Consider the following 16829-nt stretch of genomic DNA (forward strand, 5'->3'; position numbering starts at 1 on the left):
ACTCACATCATCAGCGCGTTAACCAGATCGAGCTGTCGATCTGGCCGGTCCTGGTTCAGATCCAGGCTGGCTTCGAGGCGGTGCAGGTGCTCCATCATGTTGGCCACCGCGTCGTCCACCTTGCCGGACTCGCAGATGCGCAGGAACTGCTCGTGCTCGTCGGTGGAGCAATGCGCGTCGTTGGTGCTCTGGTAGAGCATGGCAATCAGCGAGCTTCGCGCCACAAGTTCGGTGACGATCTCAGCCAGCACCTGGTGACCGGCGGCCTCCGCCAACGCGACATGAAAGTCGCCCAGCAGCTTTTCGCGCACCACGCCCAGCGCCGGGGCTTTGAGGGTGGACCGTTCCACCCGCACGTGCTGGCGCAGCCGCTCGTAGTCGGCCCGCCTGGCCTTGGCGACAAACAGGCGCACGATCTGGCTTTCGACCAGCCGGCGCGCTGAAAACACCTCGCGCGCCTCCTGCACGCTGGGTTGGCACACAAAGGTGCCTTTGTCGGGAATGGTCTGGACGAGTTTGTCCTTGGCCAGCATCAGCAGCGCAGCGCGCACCTTCGTGCGGCTGACCGCATACACCCGGCCCAAGGCCTCTTCGCGCAGCCAGGTGCCGGGCGGAATGCGCTTTTCCACGATGGCCGAGGCCACATCCTGGGCAATGCGCTCGACCGTGGGTCCGCGCTCTGCCGCGTCCAGCGCATCACCGGTGGGGACTGGGGCTTCACTCACCGGATCGCTGCGTTTTCTGGCCATGCGCGGATTCTAGGGTCAGGCCCGGCGCCCGCCTGCGGGCATCGACGTGCCAGCGACCTCGGATCCGTCCAGGAAGCGGCGGCATGGGGCCCAGTGGTTCATGAGGAGGTAATACGCCAGCCCGGCTGGCAGCAGGCTGGCGTACCAGCTGACCGCAGAGAAACTCAGCGCCACGCTCGCGCCCACACCCGTGGCGATGATGCCCGCCCAGTTCACCCCGCGGTAAGGTCCGTTCTCGTCGTACAGCTTCTGGATGTCGAGCCGGCGCCCGCGCAGGATGTAGTAGTCGACCACCAGCACAGCAAAGATGGGGCCAAGGAAAGCTGAATAGGTCTGCACAAAAATCTGCAGGCCACTGGCAGATTCATCGCGCACCAGCACCCAAGGGAACGTGCAAAACGCGAGCAGGCCCACGACCACCGCCGACTTGCGAAACGACAGCTTGAACATGTCCATCAGCACATACGCGGGGGGCACCACGTTGTTGAGCACGTTGGTGGTCACCTGCGCAAAGGCAATGAACAACAGCGTGGTCACCAGCAGCGGGGTGTTGTCCACGGCACTGGAAAACACCTTGATCGGATCGGCCACACCCGTGGCACCCGACACCATGAGCCCGATCAGGCCCATGAACAGCGTGGCGGGCAGGATGGACATGGAATAGAGGGTGGTGAGCAAACCCGGGCGCACCTGCTTGTGCAGCTCGCGCGAATAGTCGCTGACGTTGAGCATCATCGTGCTGTAGATGCCCAGGAAGAGCATCGTTGCGCCCCAGAAGGGCATGCCCCAGGTGCCTTCGATGCTGGTGATCTTCTCGTTGATCTCGCCACCGAACTTGGCAATGACGGCGTAGAACATGTAGATCAGCGAAGCGAGGATGAACACGCTGCCCACGTTCTCCAGCCACTTGATGCCCTTGAAGCCGTACACCGACAGCGCAATCTGCAGCAGCTGAAACACGATGAACCAGACCACCAGGTTGTCGAAACCGAGCAGCGTGGCAGACACGGCATTGAGCGCCCCTGCGCCCACCCAACTCTGGAAGCCAAACCACACCACGGCGGGCACAGCACGCACCAGACCCGGGAAGCGCGTTCCGGCAAAGCCAAAGGCCGTGCGCGCCTGCACCATGAACGGAATGCCGTATTTGTGGCCTGCCGCGCCATTGATGGTGAGCGCCACGCCAATGACAAAACAGCCAATGGCGATGGCCACCGCCGTCTGCAGCAGGTTGAGCGTTCCCACCAGGCTTGAGCCCATGGCAAAGGTACCGATCGACACGCATCCCCCCAGCCACGCGAGCAGGTAGGACCAGCGGTCCATGATGCGGGTTTCCTGTGGCGCCAGCGATTCCTCGCCGGCGGCCTTGTCGTTCGATGCACTCATGAGTTGTCTCCTCGGTGGTGATGAAAGGATGCGCTTCTCAGGCGCTGAAATGCCTGAACTGGCCCGCAAAGGCCTTCGGGCGTGGGAAATCAAGATCGCCGTGCTTGCTGGTCTGCAGACCCAGATGAACCAGCGATTCGGCCAATTTCACGGCAGCGGTGACGCCCTCGACCACGGGCAGTCCCACTGCTTTGGCAATGGTGTCGGTGAGGTCGGCCATGCCGCCGCACCCCAACACAATGGCGCCAATGCCGTCCTCTTCCTTGGCGCGCTGGCTTTCCTGAATGATCCGGCGCAAGGCCGCTTGCGGGTCGTGCTCCAGATCGAGCACCGGGATTTCAGCGGCGCGAACGCGGCGGCACTGATGCGCGAACCCGTACTGCGCGAGCAAGTGCTCGGCAATGATCCCGGTGCGCCCCAGCGTGGTCACCACCGAGAAGCGGGTTGAGATCATCGCGGCGAGGTGAAAGGCCGCTTCCGCAATGCCGATCACTGGCGCGCGGGTGAGTTCGCGCGCCGACAGCAAACCCGGGTCGCCAAAGCAGGCGATGACGTACGCATCGGTTCCGTCACGTTCCCCCGCCATCACTTCTTCGGCGACGCCGACTGCGGCGACCGCTTCATCGAAATGGCTCTCGATCGACACCGGACCACCGGCGGGCTGGGTCGCGACGATCTGCGTGCCTGGCCCGGCAACCCGTCGCGCAGCCTGCGCAATGGTGTCGGTCATGGCGGCGGTGGTGTTGGGGTTGATCACCCGGATCTTCATGTCGCACTCCAGTTTCGGATTCAATATTCGTGAACATATTTTGTATACAACTATTGAATCCAGCAAGCGCCGATCATCCGAACGGGGTCGGGGTTTTCCCGGGGTGGGAGCTGGGGATGGGCGCGGCCTGGGCCGCCGGCGCTCAGGCGCCGATCGTCTGCAGCAACTGCGCCACCACCGAGGCTGCAATCACCGCAGGCGCCTTGCCCGCAATGCCGGCCAACCCGATCGGGCAGGTGATGCGGGCCATTTCCTCGTCGCTGTAGCCGCGCTGGCGCAGTCGGCTGCGAAAGGTGGCCCATTTGGTGGCGCTGCCGATGAGGCCAATGAAGCCGAGGTCGTGGTGCTCGCGCAGCCGCTGCAGGCAGGCCGCGACGATGTCGAGGTCTTCCGCGTGCGAGAAGCTCATGATCAACACGCTTGCCCCCGGCGGCACATCACGCACCGCCGCCTGCACGGGATTGGAGTGCTCGGTGCGGACATGCGTGGGCACATCGGCGGGAAACACTTCGTCGCGGCTGTCGATCCATGTCACATCGAACGGCAGGGGCGCAAGTGCCTTCACCAGCGCATGGCCCACGTGTCCGCCGCCAAAGAGCGCCACCGGCGAGTGACCTTCGCGCAGACGTTCACGCAGCGAAGCGATGTGGGAAGCGTCCACCCGCTCGAAGTGCAACGTCAGGGCACCACCACAGCATTGCCCCAGGCTCGGGCCGAGCGTGACCGGCTGCGTCCATCTGTCTGCAGTGGCGCTGGCGGATGCCAGCGCCTCGCGCGCCTGGCGCATCGCGTCCCACTCGAGGTGACCACCGCCAATCGTGCCGATGGCACCGCCCGTCGCACCTGCAAAAACGGCCATCCACGCACCAGACTCGCGCGGCACAGAACCGCGCGTGGCGCCCACCGACACCAGCACGGCCGGTTCGCTCGCCAGACGGAATACAAAGGTTTCAAGCGCTTCGGACATGTGTGGCGCCGACGTCAAAAAAGATGTATGGAGACGTAATCGGGATCAAGGCTGGCCAGTATCCGCCGTACTGTACGCACGCCCTGTCAAAAACGCCCATACACTCCATCCGCCTCGCCATATGGTCCGCTCGAAGACCAGGGCACGGCACCCGATCAGACTTACTGGCCTGCCCACATGAGAGACATCGCTTCTGCCCCGCGTCCCGCCCAGCGCGACGCCGCCACCCGCCAACGCTCCCCGTGGAGCTGGGCTGGCATCTGCACCGCCGCACTGCTGGCCGCCTGCGCCGCACCACTGCCTCCCCCGCCCCCACCACCCCCGCCACCACCACCGGCGCCCGTGCCGGCACCGCCACCTCCCGTTAGCGCGCTGCCCGCACCGACCCTCGTGTCGCATGCCGTCTCGCCGCTGGACTACCGCAAGGACGGCGCGCGCCACATTTACGAACGCAACAGCCACCGCATCTACAAGGGCCAGCTGCCCCCGCTGATGCATGCCGTGGGCGTTCTGCAGGTGCAGGTGGATGCGCGCGGCAATGTGCAGAACATCAGCTGGATGCGCGCGCCCAGCCACGTGCCCGACGTGATGCGCGAGATCGAGCGCACCGTGCGCGCCGCAGCCCCGTTCCCTGCGCCCGTTCGCATGGGCAGCGTGACCTACACCGATGTGTGGTTGTGGGACAAGAGCGGCAACTTCCAGCTCGACACCCTCACCGAGGGCCAGCGCAACCGCTGAACACCGTCGAAAACGCTAGAAGAACCCGCCCCATCCGGCGGGTTTTTTCATGGCCGATCAACTGCCCCGGTAGGTGGAGTAGCTCCACGGGCTCACCAGGAGCGGCACGTGGTAATGCTGGTCTGCGTGCGCCACACCGAAGTCCAGCGCCACGCGGTTGAGGAAGTTGGGCTCGGGCAGGGTCACGCCCTTGGCCGCGAAGTAGCCCTTCACATCAAACACCAAGCGGTAGGTGCCGGTCTTGAGGCTGCTGTGGTCGTACAGCAGGCCATCGGGGTTGCGGCCATCCTGGTTGAGGGTGAAGCGCTTGACCAGCGTGGCCTCATCGCCAGCGGTGGTGTGCAGTTCCACCACCATGCCGGCGGCGGGGCAGCCGTGCATCGTGTCCAGTACGTGTGTGCTCAAGCCCATGGCTGTGTCCTTGGTGTGTTTGACGGTCGACCGAAAGTGTATACACTTTTTGTTTTTCTGGATATGATGACCTCATGGAAACCTCCAGCACCCTGCACATCGTCGAGTCGTTGACACGGGCCATCGTGGAGCACCGTTTGCACCCGGGCACCAAGCTGGCCGAGCAAAAACTGGCGGACCACTTCGGCGTCTCGCGCACCCTGGTTCGCCAGGCCCTCTTCCAGCTTTCCCAGAACCGGCTGATCCGGCTGGAGCCCGCGCGGGGTGCCTTCGTGGCCACGCCTTCGGTGGAAGAAGCACAGCAGGTGTTTGCCGTGCGCCGCATGCTCGAGGTGGAAATGACGCGCGCTTTCGTCAAGACCGTGACCAACGCCAAGCTCAAGGCGCTGCGCGAACACGTGGCGCAGGAAAAGCTAGCGGTGAACAACGAAGACGTGGCAGGCCGCACCGAGTTGCTGGGTGACTTCCACGTGCGCATGGCCGAGCTCATGGGCAACCAGGTGCTGGCCGAGCTGCTGCGCGAGCTCATCTCGCGCTGCGCCTTGATCACGCTCATGTACCAGAGCAACCAGGCCGCCGAACATTCAAACGATGAGCACGCCGACATCGTCAAGGCGCTGGCTGCGCGCGACGAAGAGCTGGCGGTGCGCCTGATGAACGAACACCTGCTGCACGTCGAGGAAAACCTCACCTTCGACCGCAAGCTGCCGACCAACGACATCTCCATGGCCCTGTCATGACCTACGACTCCACCGCCCCTTACCCCCGCGATCTCGCCGGTTACGGCCGCGACGTGCCGCATGCCCGTTGGCCCAACGGCGCGCGCATCGCGGTGCAGTTCGTGCTGAACTACGAAGAAGGCGGCGAAAACAGCGTGCTGCACGGGGACGATGCGTCCGAACAGTTTCTGTCCGAGATGTTCAACCCCGCCGCCTTTCCCGCGCGCCACATCAGCATGGAAGGCATCTACGAATACGGCTCGCGCGCGGGCGTCTGGCGCATCCTGCGCGAGTTCGAACGGCGCGGCCTGCCGCTCACGGTGTTTGGCATCGCCACCGCGTTGCAACGCAGCCCGGATGTGACGGCCGCCCTGAAGGAGCTGGGCCACGACATCGCCTGCCACGGCTGGAAGTGGATCCATTACCAGAACGTGGACGAGGCCACGGAGCGCGCCCACATGGCGCAGGCCATGCAGCTCATCGAGCAACTCACCGGCAGCCGCCCGCTGGGTTGGTACACCGGGCGTGACAGCCCCAACACCCGCCGGCTGGTGGCGGACTTCGGTGGCTTCGAATACGACAGCGACTATTACGGCGACGACCTGCCCTTCTGGATGAAAGTGCGCAAAACCGATGGTAGCGACGCGCACCAGTTGATCGTGCCCTACACGCTGGACTGCAACGACATGCGCTTCGCCCTGCCCCAGGGCTATTCGCACGCCGACCCGTTCTTCCAGTACATGAAGGACACCTTCGATGCGCTCTACGCCGAAGGCGACCCCGCCGGGCTGGACCGCCCCAAGATGATGAGCATCGGCATGCACTGCCGTCTGCTCGGCCGCCCGGGTCGCATCACCGCGTTGCAACGCTTCCTCGATCACATTCAGCGGCACGACAAGGTCTGGGTGGCGCGGCGCCTGGACATCGCGCGCCACTGGAAGGCCACGCACCCCGTCAGCACCACCTGAACACGCCGCCCGAGACCCCTTCATGCCCATCACCCTGCAACAACTCAACGACGCGCCGCTGACCGAGGCCGCGCAGATGCTCGACGGCCTGTACGAGCACTCACCCTGGATTGCCCAGCAGGCGCTCGCGCAACGGCCTTTTGCGTCCCTGGCCGCGCTCAAACACGCCATGGTGACCGTGCTCGCCCAGGCCAGCACCGACGCCCAGCTCGCGCTCATTCGCGCCCACCCCGAGCTGGCGGGCAGGGCCATGGTGAGCCAGTCGCTGACGGTCGAATCCACCAACGAACAGACGAAGGCAGGCCTCACCCATTGCACGCCTGAAGAATTCGCGCACATCCAGCAACTCAACGCGCAGTACAACGCGAAGTTTGGTTTCCCCTTCATCCTCGCCGTGCGCGGGCCGCGCGGCACAGGCCTGCCCAAGCGCGAGATCATCGCCACGTTCGAACGCCGCCTGGGCAACCCGGCGGACTTCGAGCGCGCCGAGTGCCTGCGGCACATCCACCGCATCGCCGAGATTCGGCTGAATGACAAGTTCGGCTTCGAACCCGTTACCGGCCACACGGTGTGGGACTGGCACGAAGACCTGGCCCGCCACAGCGACCCGGGCTTTGCCGAGCAGGGACAGCTCACGGTGACCTACCTCACCGACGCACACCGCGCCTGCGCGGCCGACATCGCAACCCGCATGCGCGAATGCGGCTTTGACGACGTGGGCATCGACGCCGTGGGCAACGTGGTGGGGCGCTACCACGGCAGCACCGCCGACGCCCCCGCCCTGCTCACTGGCAGCCACTACGACACGGTGCGCAACGGCGGCAAGTACGACGGCCGCCTGGGCATCTTCGTGCCCATGGCTTGCGTGCAGCGCCTGCATGCCGCGGGCCGGCGGCTGCCGTTCGGCATCGAGGTGGTGGGCTTCGCCGAAGAGGAAGGCCAGCGCTACAAGGCCACCTTTCTTGGCTCGGGCGCGCTCACCGGTCACTTCAACCCCGCCTGGCTTGACCAGCAGGATGCCGACGGCGTGACCATGCGCCAGGCCATGCAACACGCCGGCCTGCCCGGCACGCTGGAGGCCATCGGCACGCTGCAGCGCGATCCGTCGCGGTACCTGGGCTTTGTCGAAGTGCACATCGAACAAGGCCCGGTGCTCAACGAGATGGACCTGCCCCTGGGCGTGGTCACCTCCATCAATGCCAGCGTGCGCTACCTGTGCGAGGCCATCGGCATGGCCAGCCACGCGGGCACCACGCCCATGAACCGCCGCCGCGACCCCGCCAGCGCCGTGGCCGAGCTCGCGCTTTATGCCGAGCAGCGCGCCAGTGCCGACGGCGACTCCGTGGCCACCATCGGCATGCTGCAGGTGCCCGGCGGCTCCATCAATGTGGTGCCGGGCCGTTGCACCTTCTCGCTCGACCTGCGCGCCCCCAGCAACGCCCAGCGCGATGCGCTGGAGCGCGACATCCTCGCGCAGCTGCGCGCCATCTGCGAGCGCCGTGGCATCGGCCTGAAGACCGAAGAAACCATGCGCGCCGCCGCCGCCCCCAGTGCACCTGCCTGGCAAGCCCGCTGGGAGCGTGCTGTGAACGCGCTGGGTGTGCCGCTGCACCGCATGCCCAGCGGCGCGGGCCACGACGCCATGAAGCTGCACGAAGTGATGCCACAGGCCATGCTTTTCGTGCGCGGCCTCAACAGCGGCATCAGCCACAACCCACTGGAATCGTCCACCAGCGACGACATCGAGCTGAGCGTCAACGCTTTCTCGAACCTGCTCGAACAACTCGCCACCGAACACACGCACTGAACGCCATGACCATCGAACAACAACTGGATGCCTGGATCGACGCCCACTTCGACGAGGAGGTGCGCTTTCTGCAGGAACTCGTGCGCGTACCCACCGACACGCCACCTGGCAACAACGCGCCACACGCCGAACGCACCGCCGAGCTGCTCGCCGGCATGGGCCTGATCGCCGAGAAGCACGCGGTACCCCAGGCCGAAGTGGAAGCCGCCGGCCTGCAGACCATCACCAACCTGATCGTGCGCCGCCCCTACGGTGCTGGCAAGACGATTGCCCTGAACGCCCACGGCGACGTGGTGCCGCCCGGCGAGGGCTGGACGCACGATCCCTACGGCGGCGAGATCGTGGACGGCAAGATCTACGGCCGTGCCACGGCGGTGAGCAAGTGCGACATCGCCAGCTTCACCTTTGCCATCCGCGCGCTCGAATCGCTCAACGCGAAGCTCGCCGGCAGTGTGGAACTGCACGTGACTTACGACGAGGAATACGGCGGCGAAGTCGGCCCCGACTGGCTGCTGAAGAAGGGCCTCACCCAGCCCGATCTGATGATCGCTGCCGGCTTCAGCTACCAGGTGGTGGTGGCGCACAACGGCTGCCTGCAACTGGAAGTGACCGTGCACGGCGACATGGCGCACGCGGCCATTCCCGACAGCGGCACCGACGCGCTGCAAGGCGCCACGCACATCCTCAACGCGCTCTACGCCCTCAACGCCGACTACCTCAAGGTCACATCGAACGTCGAAGGCATCACCCACCCGTATCTCAACGTCGGCCAGATCGCCGGCGGCACCAACACCAACGTGATCCCCGGCAAGGTCGTGCTCAAGATCGACCGCCGCATGATCCCCGAGGAAGACCCGGCGGAAGTGGAAGCCTCACTGCGCCGCACCATCGAGCAGGCCGCGGCCAGCTTCCAGCCGCCGCGTGGCGGCAAGCAATTGAAAGTGGACGTGCGCCGCATCCTGCTTGCCCGCGCCATGAAGCCGCTCGCGGGCAACCAGCCGCTGGTGCAAGCCATCCAGAAGCACGGCAAGGCGGTGTTCGGTGAAACCATTCCTGCGGTGGGCACGCCGCTCTACACCGATGTGCGCCTGTATGTGGAGCGCGGCATCCCGGGCGTGATCTACGGCGCTGGCCCGCGCACGGTGCGCGAGTCCAACGCCAAGCGCGCCGACGAACACCTGCAGCTTGAAGACCTCCGGCGCGCCACCCAAGTCATTGCGCGCAGCTTGTTCGACCTGCTGCAGCCGGCCTGAAGCGGCCATCGCCTCATCCTTGAAACACGGCGCGCCGCTGCGCCTGGCGGGGCCATGTGCGTGACACAATGACCTCGCTTTCACGCCTACACGGAGACCCCATGACCCCAGCAGAACAAGCGCTGCGCGACGCCGCATTCGAATACCACCGCACCCCCTCGCGCGGCAAGATCGCCGTCACTCCCACCAAGCCCCTGTCCAACCAGCGCGACCTCTCGCTGGCCTACTCACCCGGCGTGGCCTACCCCTGCCTGGCCATCGAAGCCGACCCCGCCACCGCCGCCGAGTACACCTCGCGCGGCAACCTGGTGGGTGTGATCACCAACGGCACGGCCGTGCTCGGCCTGGGCGACATCGGCCCGCTGGCCGCCAAGCCGGTGATGGAAGGCAAGGGCTGCCTGTTCAAGAAGTTCGCCGGCATCGATGTGTTCGACATCGAGCTTGACGAGAAGGACCCGGACAAGCTGGTCGAGATCATCGCGGCGCTGGAACCCACGCTGGGCGGCATCAACCTCGAAGACATCAAGGCGCCCGAGTGCTTCTACATCGAGAAGAAGCTGCGCGAGCGCATGGGCATTCCGGTGTTCCACGACGACCAGCACGGCACCGCCATCATCTCGGCCGCTGCGCTGCTCAACGGCCTGGAACTGGTCGGCAAGGACATTGCTTCGGTGAAGCTGGCCGTCAGTGGCGCCGGTGCGGCCGCCATCGCCTGCCTGGATGTGATGGTGGGCCTCGGCGTTTCGCGCCACAACATTTTTGTGTGCGACTCCAAGGGCGTCATCTACGAAGGTCGTCCCGGTGGCTACGACGAATCGAAGGCGCGCTACGCACAAAAGACCGACAAGCGCACGCTGGCCGATGCCGTGGACGGCGCCGACGTGTTCCTGGGCTGCTCGGCCGCGGGCGTGCTCACCGCCGACATGATGAAGAGCATGGGGCCCAAGCCCATCGTGCTGGCGCTGGCCAACCCCGAGCCGGAGATCCGGCCCGAGCTGGCCAAGGCCGTGCGCCCCGACGTCATCATCGCCACCGGCCGCAGCGACTACCCGAACCAGGTCAACAACGTCCTGTGCTTCCCGTACATCTTCCGTGGCGCGCTGGACTGCGGCGCCACGCGCATCACCGAAGAAATGAAGCTGGCCTGCGTGCGCCAGATCGCCGATCTGGTGAAGAGCGAGACCAGCGAAGAAGTGGCCAACGCCTACGCCGGGCAAGACCTCAGCTTCGGCCCCGACTACATCATCCCCAAGCCGTTCGATTCGCGCCTGATCCTGCGCATTGCGCCCGCCGTGGCGCAGGCCGCCGCCGACTCCGGTGTGGCCACGCGCCCGATCACCGACATGGACGCCTACCGCCAGCAACTGGGCCGCTTCGTGTACCAGACCGGCATCCTGATGCAGCCGATCTTCAACGCCGCCAAAGCCGCGCCGAAGAAGCAGCGCGTCGCCTATGCCGACGGCGAAGACGAGCGCGCGCTGCGCGCGGCGCAACTGGCCATTGACGACCAGCTCGCCCAGCCGATCCTGATCGGGCGCCCGGCCGTGATCGAGGCGCGCATTGCCAAGGCGGGCCTGCGCATGAAGCTCGGGCAGGACGTGCAAAACGTGAACCCGGAAGACGATCCGCGCTTCCGGCAGTACTGGGAGCACTACCACCAGCTCATGGGCCGCGAAGGCGCCACGCCCGAAGTGGCCAAGGCCGCCGTGCGCCGCTCCAACACCATCATCGGCTCGCTGATGGTGTCGCTGGGCGATGCCGACGCGCTCATCTGCGGCCTGGTGGGCGGCTACATGACGCACCTGGAGCGCATCCACAACGTGCTGGGCCGCCGCGAAGGCGCGGGCCTGTACGCCTCGGTGAACGCCCTCATGACCGACCGCGGCCCGGTGTTCATTGCCGACACGTATGTGAACGAAACGCCCACGGCCGAAGAGCTGGCCGAGATCGCGTGGATGGCCGCGCAGGAAGTGCAGCGCTTCGGCCTGCCGCCCAAGGTGGCGTTTCTGTCGCATTCGAGCTATGGCTCGAGCAAGCGCCCGTCGGCGCGCAAGATGGCGCAGGCGCGAGACCTGTTCGTGGCGGCTCACCCGGAGATCGAATGCGACGGCGAGCTGCACGGCGACGCCGCGCTGCAGCCCGAGATTCGCAGCGCGTACCTGGCTGAGAGCACGCTCACGGGTTCGGCCAACCTGCTGATCTGCCCGAACCTGGACGCGGCCAACATCCTCTACAACGTGATGAAGACCACCACCAGCGGTGGCGTGACCGTGGGCCCGATCCTCATGGGGTCGGCGGGCACGGTGCACATCCTGACGCCGGCGGCCACGGTGCGGCGCGTGCTCAACATGACGGCGCTGGCGGCAGCCAGCGGCGCGGCACGCAGCTGAGCTCACGCCCACTGAAAAAGGGACGCCACGGCGTCCCTTTTTTTCGTCGGTACCACTGGTCTGAAACCGGGTTTCCCCTAGCTGCCCCCTATCAGATCGCACACATAAACTGTATACACATTTGCATGCATTGAAGACCACATACGCCCCCAAAGGAACCCCACATGTCCACTGCCGTTCACCCGGTTGACGAAGTTCTGCCCACTGGAAAACTCACCGCCCTCGGGCTGCAGCATGTTCTGGTGATGTACGCCGGCGCGGTCGCGGTGCCCCTCATCGTGGGGCGCGCGCTCAAGCTCAGCCCCGAGCAGGTGGCCATGCTGATCTCGGCCGACCTTTTCTGCTGCGGCCTCGTCACGCTCATCCAGGCGCTGGGTGCCACGCAGTGGTTCGGCATCAAGCTGCCGGTGATGATGGGTGTGACGTTTGCCTCCGTGGCGCCCATGGTCGCCATGGCCAACAGCAACCCCGGCGTGCAGGGCGCCGGGCTGATCTTTGGTTCCATCATCGGTGCGGGTGTGGTCTCCATCCTGATCGCGCCCATCGTCAGCCGCATGCTGCGCTTCTTCCCGCCCGTGGTCACCGGCACCATCATTGCGGTCATCGGCATCAGCCTCATGCGCATCGGCATCAACTGGATCTTTGGCAACCCCTTTGGCCCGACCGCGCCCAGCATCCCCAACCCCGAGCACCTGAAGTGGCTCGACACCGTCAAGCAGGCCGCCGCCAGCGGCGCGGTGCCCGCCGTGCCATCGGGCATGGCCATTGTGGGCAGCGTGCCCAACCCGGCCTACGCGCAGATGCCACACATCGCCATCGCGGCCATCGTGCTGGCCGCCATCCTGCTCATTGCGAAGTACGCGCGCGGCTTCATCGCCAACATCTCGGTGCTGCTGGGCATCGTCATCGGGGGTGTCATTGCCACCGCGTCGGGCCTCATGAATTTCGACAAGGTGGGCAAGGCGAACTGGTTCGACCTCGTGCTGCCCTTCGAAATCGCCGCCCCGATCTTCGACCCTATCCTCATCCTCACCATGAGCCTGGTGATGATCGTGGTGATGATCGAATCCACGGGCATGTTCCTCGCGCTGGGCGACATGACCGAGCGCAAGATCGACCAGAAGGCGCTCACCGCCGGCCTGCGCACCGACGGCCTGGGCACGCTGATCGGCGGCATCTTCAACACCTTCCCCTACACCAGCTTCTCGCAGAACGTGGGTCTGGTGGGCGTGACGGGCGTGAAGAGCCGCTTTGTGTGCGTGGCCGGCGGCGTCATCCTCATCGTGCTGGGGCTGCTGCCCAAAATGGCGGCGCTGGTCGAGTCGCTCCCCACCTTCGTGCTCGGTGGCGCGGGGCTGGTGATGTTCGGCATGGTGGCGGCCACGGGCATCCGCATCCTGGCGGGCGTGGACTACAAGGGCAACCGCAACAACCTTTTCATCGTGGCGGTGTCGATCGGCTTCGGCATGATCCCGCTGGTGGCGCCCAACTTCAAGCAGTGGATGCCCCACGCCATCCACCCGCTGATCGAGTCCGGCATCCTGCTCGCGTCCATCAGCGCGGTGGCGCTCAACCTGTACTTCAACGGCGGCCAGGGCGATGCCCGCGCGGCGGTCGAGGCGGCCAAACACGCCGATGCGCATTGAGCACCCGCCAGCACCGCGCCAACAGGCCCCTCACGGGGCCTTTTTTTCGGGGTCATGCCGCCCCGACATGGTGCAAGCCCCGATGTGGTGCGCACCATTCAGGGTTAGTCTCGATGCCGCACAGCGCGCTCCCCGCAAGAATCTGTATACAAATTCTGTGCTCAAAAAGGCGCCCGGGCGCCTTTTTGATGCGCCGCACCGCTGGCACCTTTATTGCTGACGACACACGCATGCCCGGGTGACGACTGAGCCGACCCCTGCAAACCCACCACCACAGGAGAAACCATGAACAAGCGCCACTTCATCAAGACCACCGCCGCCCTGGCAGCGGCCGCCGCTTTCGGCAGTGCCCACGCCCAGACGCCGATCAAGTTCCAGCTGGACTGGCGCTTTGAAGGTCCCGCCGCGCTGTTCCTGCAGCCCGCCGCCAAGGGCTACTTCAAGGCCGCCGGCCTGGACGTGACGATCGACTCCGGCAACGGCTCGGGTGGCACCGTCACCCGCGTGGCTTCGGGCAGCTACGACCTGGGCTTTGCCGACCTGGCCGCGCTCATGGAGTTCCACGCCAACAACCCGGACGCACCCAACAAGCCGGTGGCCGTGATGATGGTCTACAACAACACGCCGGCCGCCGTGCTCGCGCTCAAGAAGAGCGGCATCACCAAGCCCGCCGACCTCAATGGCAAGAAGCTGGGCGCGCCGGTGTTCGACGCCGGCCGCAAGGCCTACCCGATCTTCCAGAAGGCCAACAACATCAGCAGCGTGAACTGGACGTCGATGGACCCACCGCTGCGCGAAACCATGCTCGTGCGCGGCGACATCGACGCCATCACCGGCTTCTCGTTCACCTCGCTGCTGAACCTGGAAGCGCGCGGCGTGAAGGCCGAAGACGTGATCATCCTGCCCTACGCCGACTACGGCGTGAAGCTCTACGGCAACGTCATCATCGCCTCGCCCAAGATGATCAAGGAGAACCCGGCCGCCGTGAAAGCCTTCCTGACCGCCTTCGCCAAGGGCGCCAAGGAAGTCATGGCCAACCCGGCTGCCAGCATCGAGACCGTGAAGGCGCGCGACGGCATCATCAACGTGCCGCTGGAAACCCGCCGCCTGCAACTGGCCATCGACTCCGTGGTGGCCAGCCCGGACGCTCGCAAGGAAGGCTTTGGCCAGGTCAACCCGGGCCGCCTCTCGCTGATGGCATCGCAGGTGTCTGACGCCTACGCCACCAAGACCCGCATCGACCCCACGGCGATCTGGAACGGCTCCATGCTGCCAACGGCTGCCGAACTCAACGTGCTGCCGCCCGTCAAGAAATAAACACCGGCCCCGAGCCTCAGGCTCAGGCCAGCCACCCCGCGGCGGCTGGCCTTTTTTTCAGGAAGACTCGCATGCAAGACGCCTCCAGCGACGCGCCCTTTGTCGATTTCGACCAGGTCTGGCTGGCCTACAACGAAGACCTGCGGGCGCAGAACATCTTCGCTGTCGAAGACATCAACCTCAAGGTCAAGCGCGGTGAATTCATCGCCATCGTGGGGCCTTCGGGCTGTGGCAAGTCCACGTTCATGAAGCTCACCACGGGGCTGAAGATGCCCAGCATGGGGCGCATCCGCATCGACGGTCAGCCCGTCACGGGCCCGCTGAAGATCTCGGGCATGGCGTTCCAGGCGCCGTCGCTGTTGCCCTGGCGCACCACGCTGGACAACGTGCTGCTGCCGCTGGAAATCGTCGAGCCGTTTCGCAGCCAGTTCAAGGACCGCCGCAAGGAATTCGAAGAGCGCGCCAAGAAGCTGCTGGCCAGCGTGGGCCTGGGCGGCATGGAGAAAAAATTTCCGTGGGAGCTCTCGGGCGGCATGCAGCAGCGCGCCAGCATCTGCCGCGCGCTCATTCACGAGCCCAAGATGCTGCTGCTCGACGAGCCCTTTGGCGCGCTCGACGCCTTCACACGCGAAGAGCTCTGGTGCACGCTGCGCGACCTGTGGGAGGCACAGCAGTTCAACGTCATCCTGGTCACGCACGACCTGCGCGAATCGGTGTTTCTGGCCGACACGGTGTACTGCATGAGCAAGAGCCCGGGCCGTTTCGTGGTGCAGCGCGAGATCCCGATCCCGCGCACGCGCGACCTCGAGGTGACCTACACCAAAGAGTTCTCCGACATCGTGCACGAGCTGCGCGGGCACATCGGTGCCATGCGCAAGGCCGGTACCGTGATCAACCAATAAGAGGGAGTGAGCAACATGCACAACAAACACATGGAGCGCTGGTCGCCCTTCCTGCTGCTGCTGGCCATCATTGCGCTGTGGGAAATCATCACGCGGGGGTTTGGTGTCTCCGAGTTCATCTTTCCCAGCCCGTCGCGCATCTGGGAGCAGACGCTGGAGCACAAGGTCACCATCCTCGGGCATGCGTGGCGCACCTACTGGGTGACGATGGCCGGCTTTGGCATTGCCATCGTGGTCGGGGTGCTGCTGGGTTTCCTCATCGGCAGCTCGCGCCTGGCCTACGCGGCGGTGTACCCGCTCATGACGGCGTTCAACGCCCTGCCCAAGGCCGCCTTTGTGCCGATCCTGGTGGTGTGGTTCGGCATCGGCGTGGGCCCGGCCATCCTCACGGCTTTCCTCATCTCGTTCTTCCCCATCATGGTGAACATCGCCACGGGTCTCGCCACGCTGGAGCCCGAGCTGGAAGACGTGTTGCGCGTGCTGGGCGCCAAGCGCTGGGACGTGCTCACCAAGGTTGGCCTGCCGCGCTCCATGCCCTATTTCTTCGGCTCGCTGAAGGTGGCGATCACGCTGGCGTTTGTGGGCACCACGGTGTCTGAAATGACGGCGTCGAACGAAGGCATTGGCTACCTGCTGATTTCGGCGGGCTCGTCGATGCAGATGGGTCTGGCGTTCAGCGGCTTGCTGGTGGTGGGTGTGATGGCCATGGCGATGTACGAGCTGTTCAGCTTCGTCGAAAAGCACACCACGGCCTGGGCGCACCGCGGTTCGCAGAACACGTGAACGCGGATCAGATCACCCGGCACC

15 protein-coding genes are annotated in these 16829 nt (G+C 65.4%); 10 read left to right on the top strand and 5 right to left on the bottom strand.

The genetic code is table 11. The features are described from left to right. Positions 1–2 precede the first annotated feature (2 nt). The 4 genes from KXJ60_RS18170 to xdhC all read right to left on the bottom strand — a co-directional run bounded on the left by KXJ60_RS18170 (position 3) and on the right by xdhC (position 3871). Positions 3–749 (bottom strand): GntR family transcriptional regulator, encoded by a 747-nt coding sequence (locus tag KXJ60_RS18170; protein ID WP_291131193.1) that lies wholly within the window; start codon positions 747–749, stop codon positions 3–5. A gap of 15 nt (positions 750–764) precedes the next feature. After that, the gene (locus KXJ60_RS18175; RefSeq protein WP_291131195.1) at positions 765–2135 is read right to left on the bottom strand and encodes an NCS1 family transporter; all 1371 of its coding nucleotides are present in this window, start codon (positions 2133–2135) and stop codon (positions 765–767) included. A 37-nt stretch (positions 2136–2172) separates the two neighbouring features. Beyond that, complete coding sequence (locus tag KXJ60_RS18180) at positions 2173–2904, bottom strand: aspartate/glutamate racemase family protein (RefSeq protein ID WP_291131227.1); 732 nt, start codon at positions 2902–2904, stop codon at positions 2173–2175. A 142-nt stretch (positions 2905–3046) separates the two neighbouring features. Then, complete coding sequence (gene xdhC, locus KXJ60_RS18185) at positions 3047–3871, bottom strand: xanthine dehydrogenase accessory protein XdhC (RefSeq protein WP_291131197.1); 825 nt, start codon at positions 3869–3871, stop codon at positions 3047–3049. 390 nt (positions 3872–4261) lie between these two features. On the opposite strand from xdhC, the gene KXJ60_RS21700 reads away from it, so the two are divergent. Continuing rightward, on the top strand, positions 4262–4609 hold the full coding sequence (locus tag KXJ60_RS21700) for a hypothetical protein (protein ID WP_363318068.1): 348 nt from the start codon (positions 4262–4264) through the stop codon (positions 4607–4609). 57 nt (positions 4610–4666) lie between these two features. Here KXJ60_RS21700 and uraH read toward each other — a convergent pair whose 3' ends face one another. After that, positions 4667–5020, bottom strand: coding sequence for a hydroxyisourate hydrolase (uraH, locus tag KXJ60_RS18195; RefSeq protein WP_291131201.1), 354 nt, complete (start codon positions 5018–5020; stop codon positions 4667–4669). 74 nt (positions 5021–5094) lie between these two features. Here uraH and KXJ60_RS18200 point away from each other — a divergent pair, with 74 nt between their 5' ends. From KXJ60_RS18200 to KXJ60_RS18240, 9 genes are all read left to right on the top strand, one after another. Beyond that, a complete protein-coding gene (locus tag KXJ60_RS18200) occupies positions 5095–5760 on the top strand; it encodes a GntR family transcriptional regulator (RefSeq protein ID WP_291131203.1) in 666 nt (221 codons plus the stop codon). Further along, the gene (puuE, locus tag KXJ60_RS18205; RefSeq protein WP_291131205.1) at positions 5757–6707 is read left to right on the top strand and encodes an allantoinase PuuE; all 951 of its coding nucleotides are present in this window, start codon (positions 5757–5759) and stop codon (positions 6705–6707) included. The genes KXJ60_RS18200 and puuE overlap by 4 nt, the downstream gene beginning before the upstream one ends. 22 nt (positions 6708–6729) lie before the next feature. Further along, the gene (uraD, locus tag KXJ60_RS18210) at positions 6730–8514 is read left to right on the top strand and encodes a 2-oxo-4-hydroxy-4-carboxy-5-ureidoimidazoline decarboxylase (RefSeq protein ID WP_291131207.1); all 1785 of its coding nucleotides are present in this window, start codon (positions 6730–6732) and stop codon (positions 8512–8514) included. 5 nt (positions 8515–8519) lie between these two features. After that, the gene (locus tag KXJ60_RS18215; RefSeq protein WP_291131209.1) at positions 8520–9767 is read left to right on the top strand and encodes a M20/M25/M40 family metallo-hydrolase; all 1248 of its coding nucleotides are present in this window, start codon (positions 8520–8522) and stop codon (positions 9765–9767) included. A gap of 101 nt (positions 9768–9868) precedes the next feature. Further along, entirely contained in the window at positions 9869–12157 is a 2289-nt protein-coding gene (locus KXJ60_RS18220) for an NADP-dependent malic enzyme (protein WP_291131211.1), read from the top strand. Between the two features lie 164 nt (positions 12158–12321). Beyond that, positions 12322–13803, top strand: coding sequence for a nucleobase:cation symporter-2 family protein (locus tag KXJ60_RS18225; protein WP_291131213.1), 1482 nt, complete (start codon positions 12322–12324; stop codon positions 13801–13803). A gap of 285 nt (positions 13804–14088) precedes the next feature. Continuing rightward, positions 14089–15120 (top strand): ABC transporter substrate-binding protein, encoded by a 1032-nt coding sequence (locus KXJ60_RS18230; RefSeq protein ID WP_291131215.1) that lies wholly within the window; start codon positions 14089–14091, stop codon positions 15118–15120. A 71-nt stretch (positions 15121–15191) separates the two neighbouring features. Continuing rightward, a complete protein-coding gene (locus KXJ60_RS18235) occupies positions 15192–16022 on the top strand; it encodes an ABC transporter ATP-binding protein (protein WP_291131217.1) in 831 nt (276 codons plus the stop codon). A 15-nt stretch (positions 16023–16037) separates the two neighbouring features. Then, positions 16038–16805 carry an ABC transporter permease gene (locus KXJ60_RS18240; protein WP_291131219.1) on the top strand — a complete coding sequence of 256 codons (768 nt, stop codon included), beginning with the start codon at positions 16038–16040 and terminating at the stop codon, positions 16803–16805. Positions 16806–16829 lie beyond the last annotated feature (24 nt).

Source organism: Hydrogenophaga sp., from assembly GCF_019264445.1.
Classification (GTDB): domain Bacteria; phylum Pseudomonadota; class Gammaproteobacteria; order Burkholderiales; family Burkholderiaceae_C; genus Hydrogenophaga.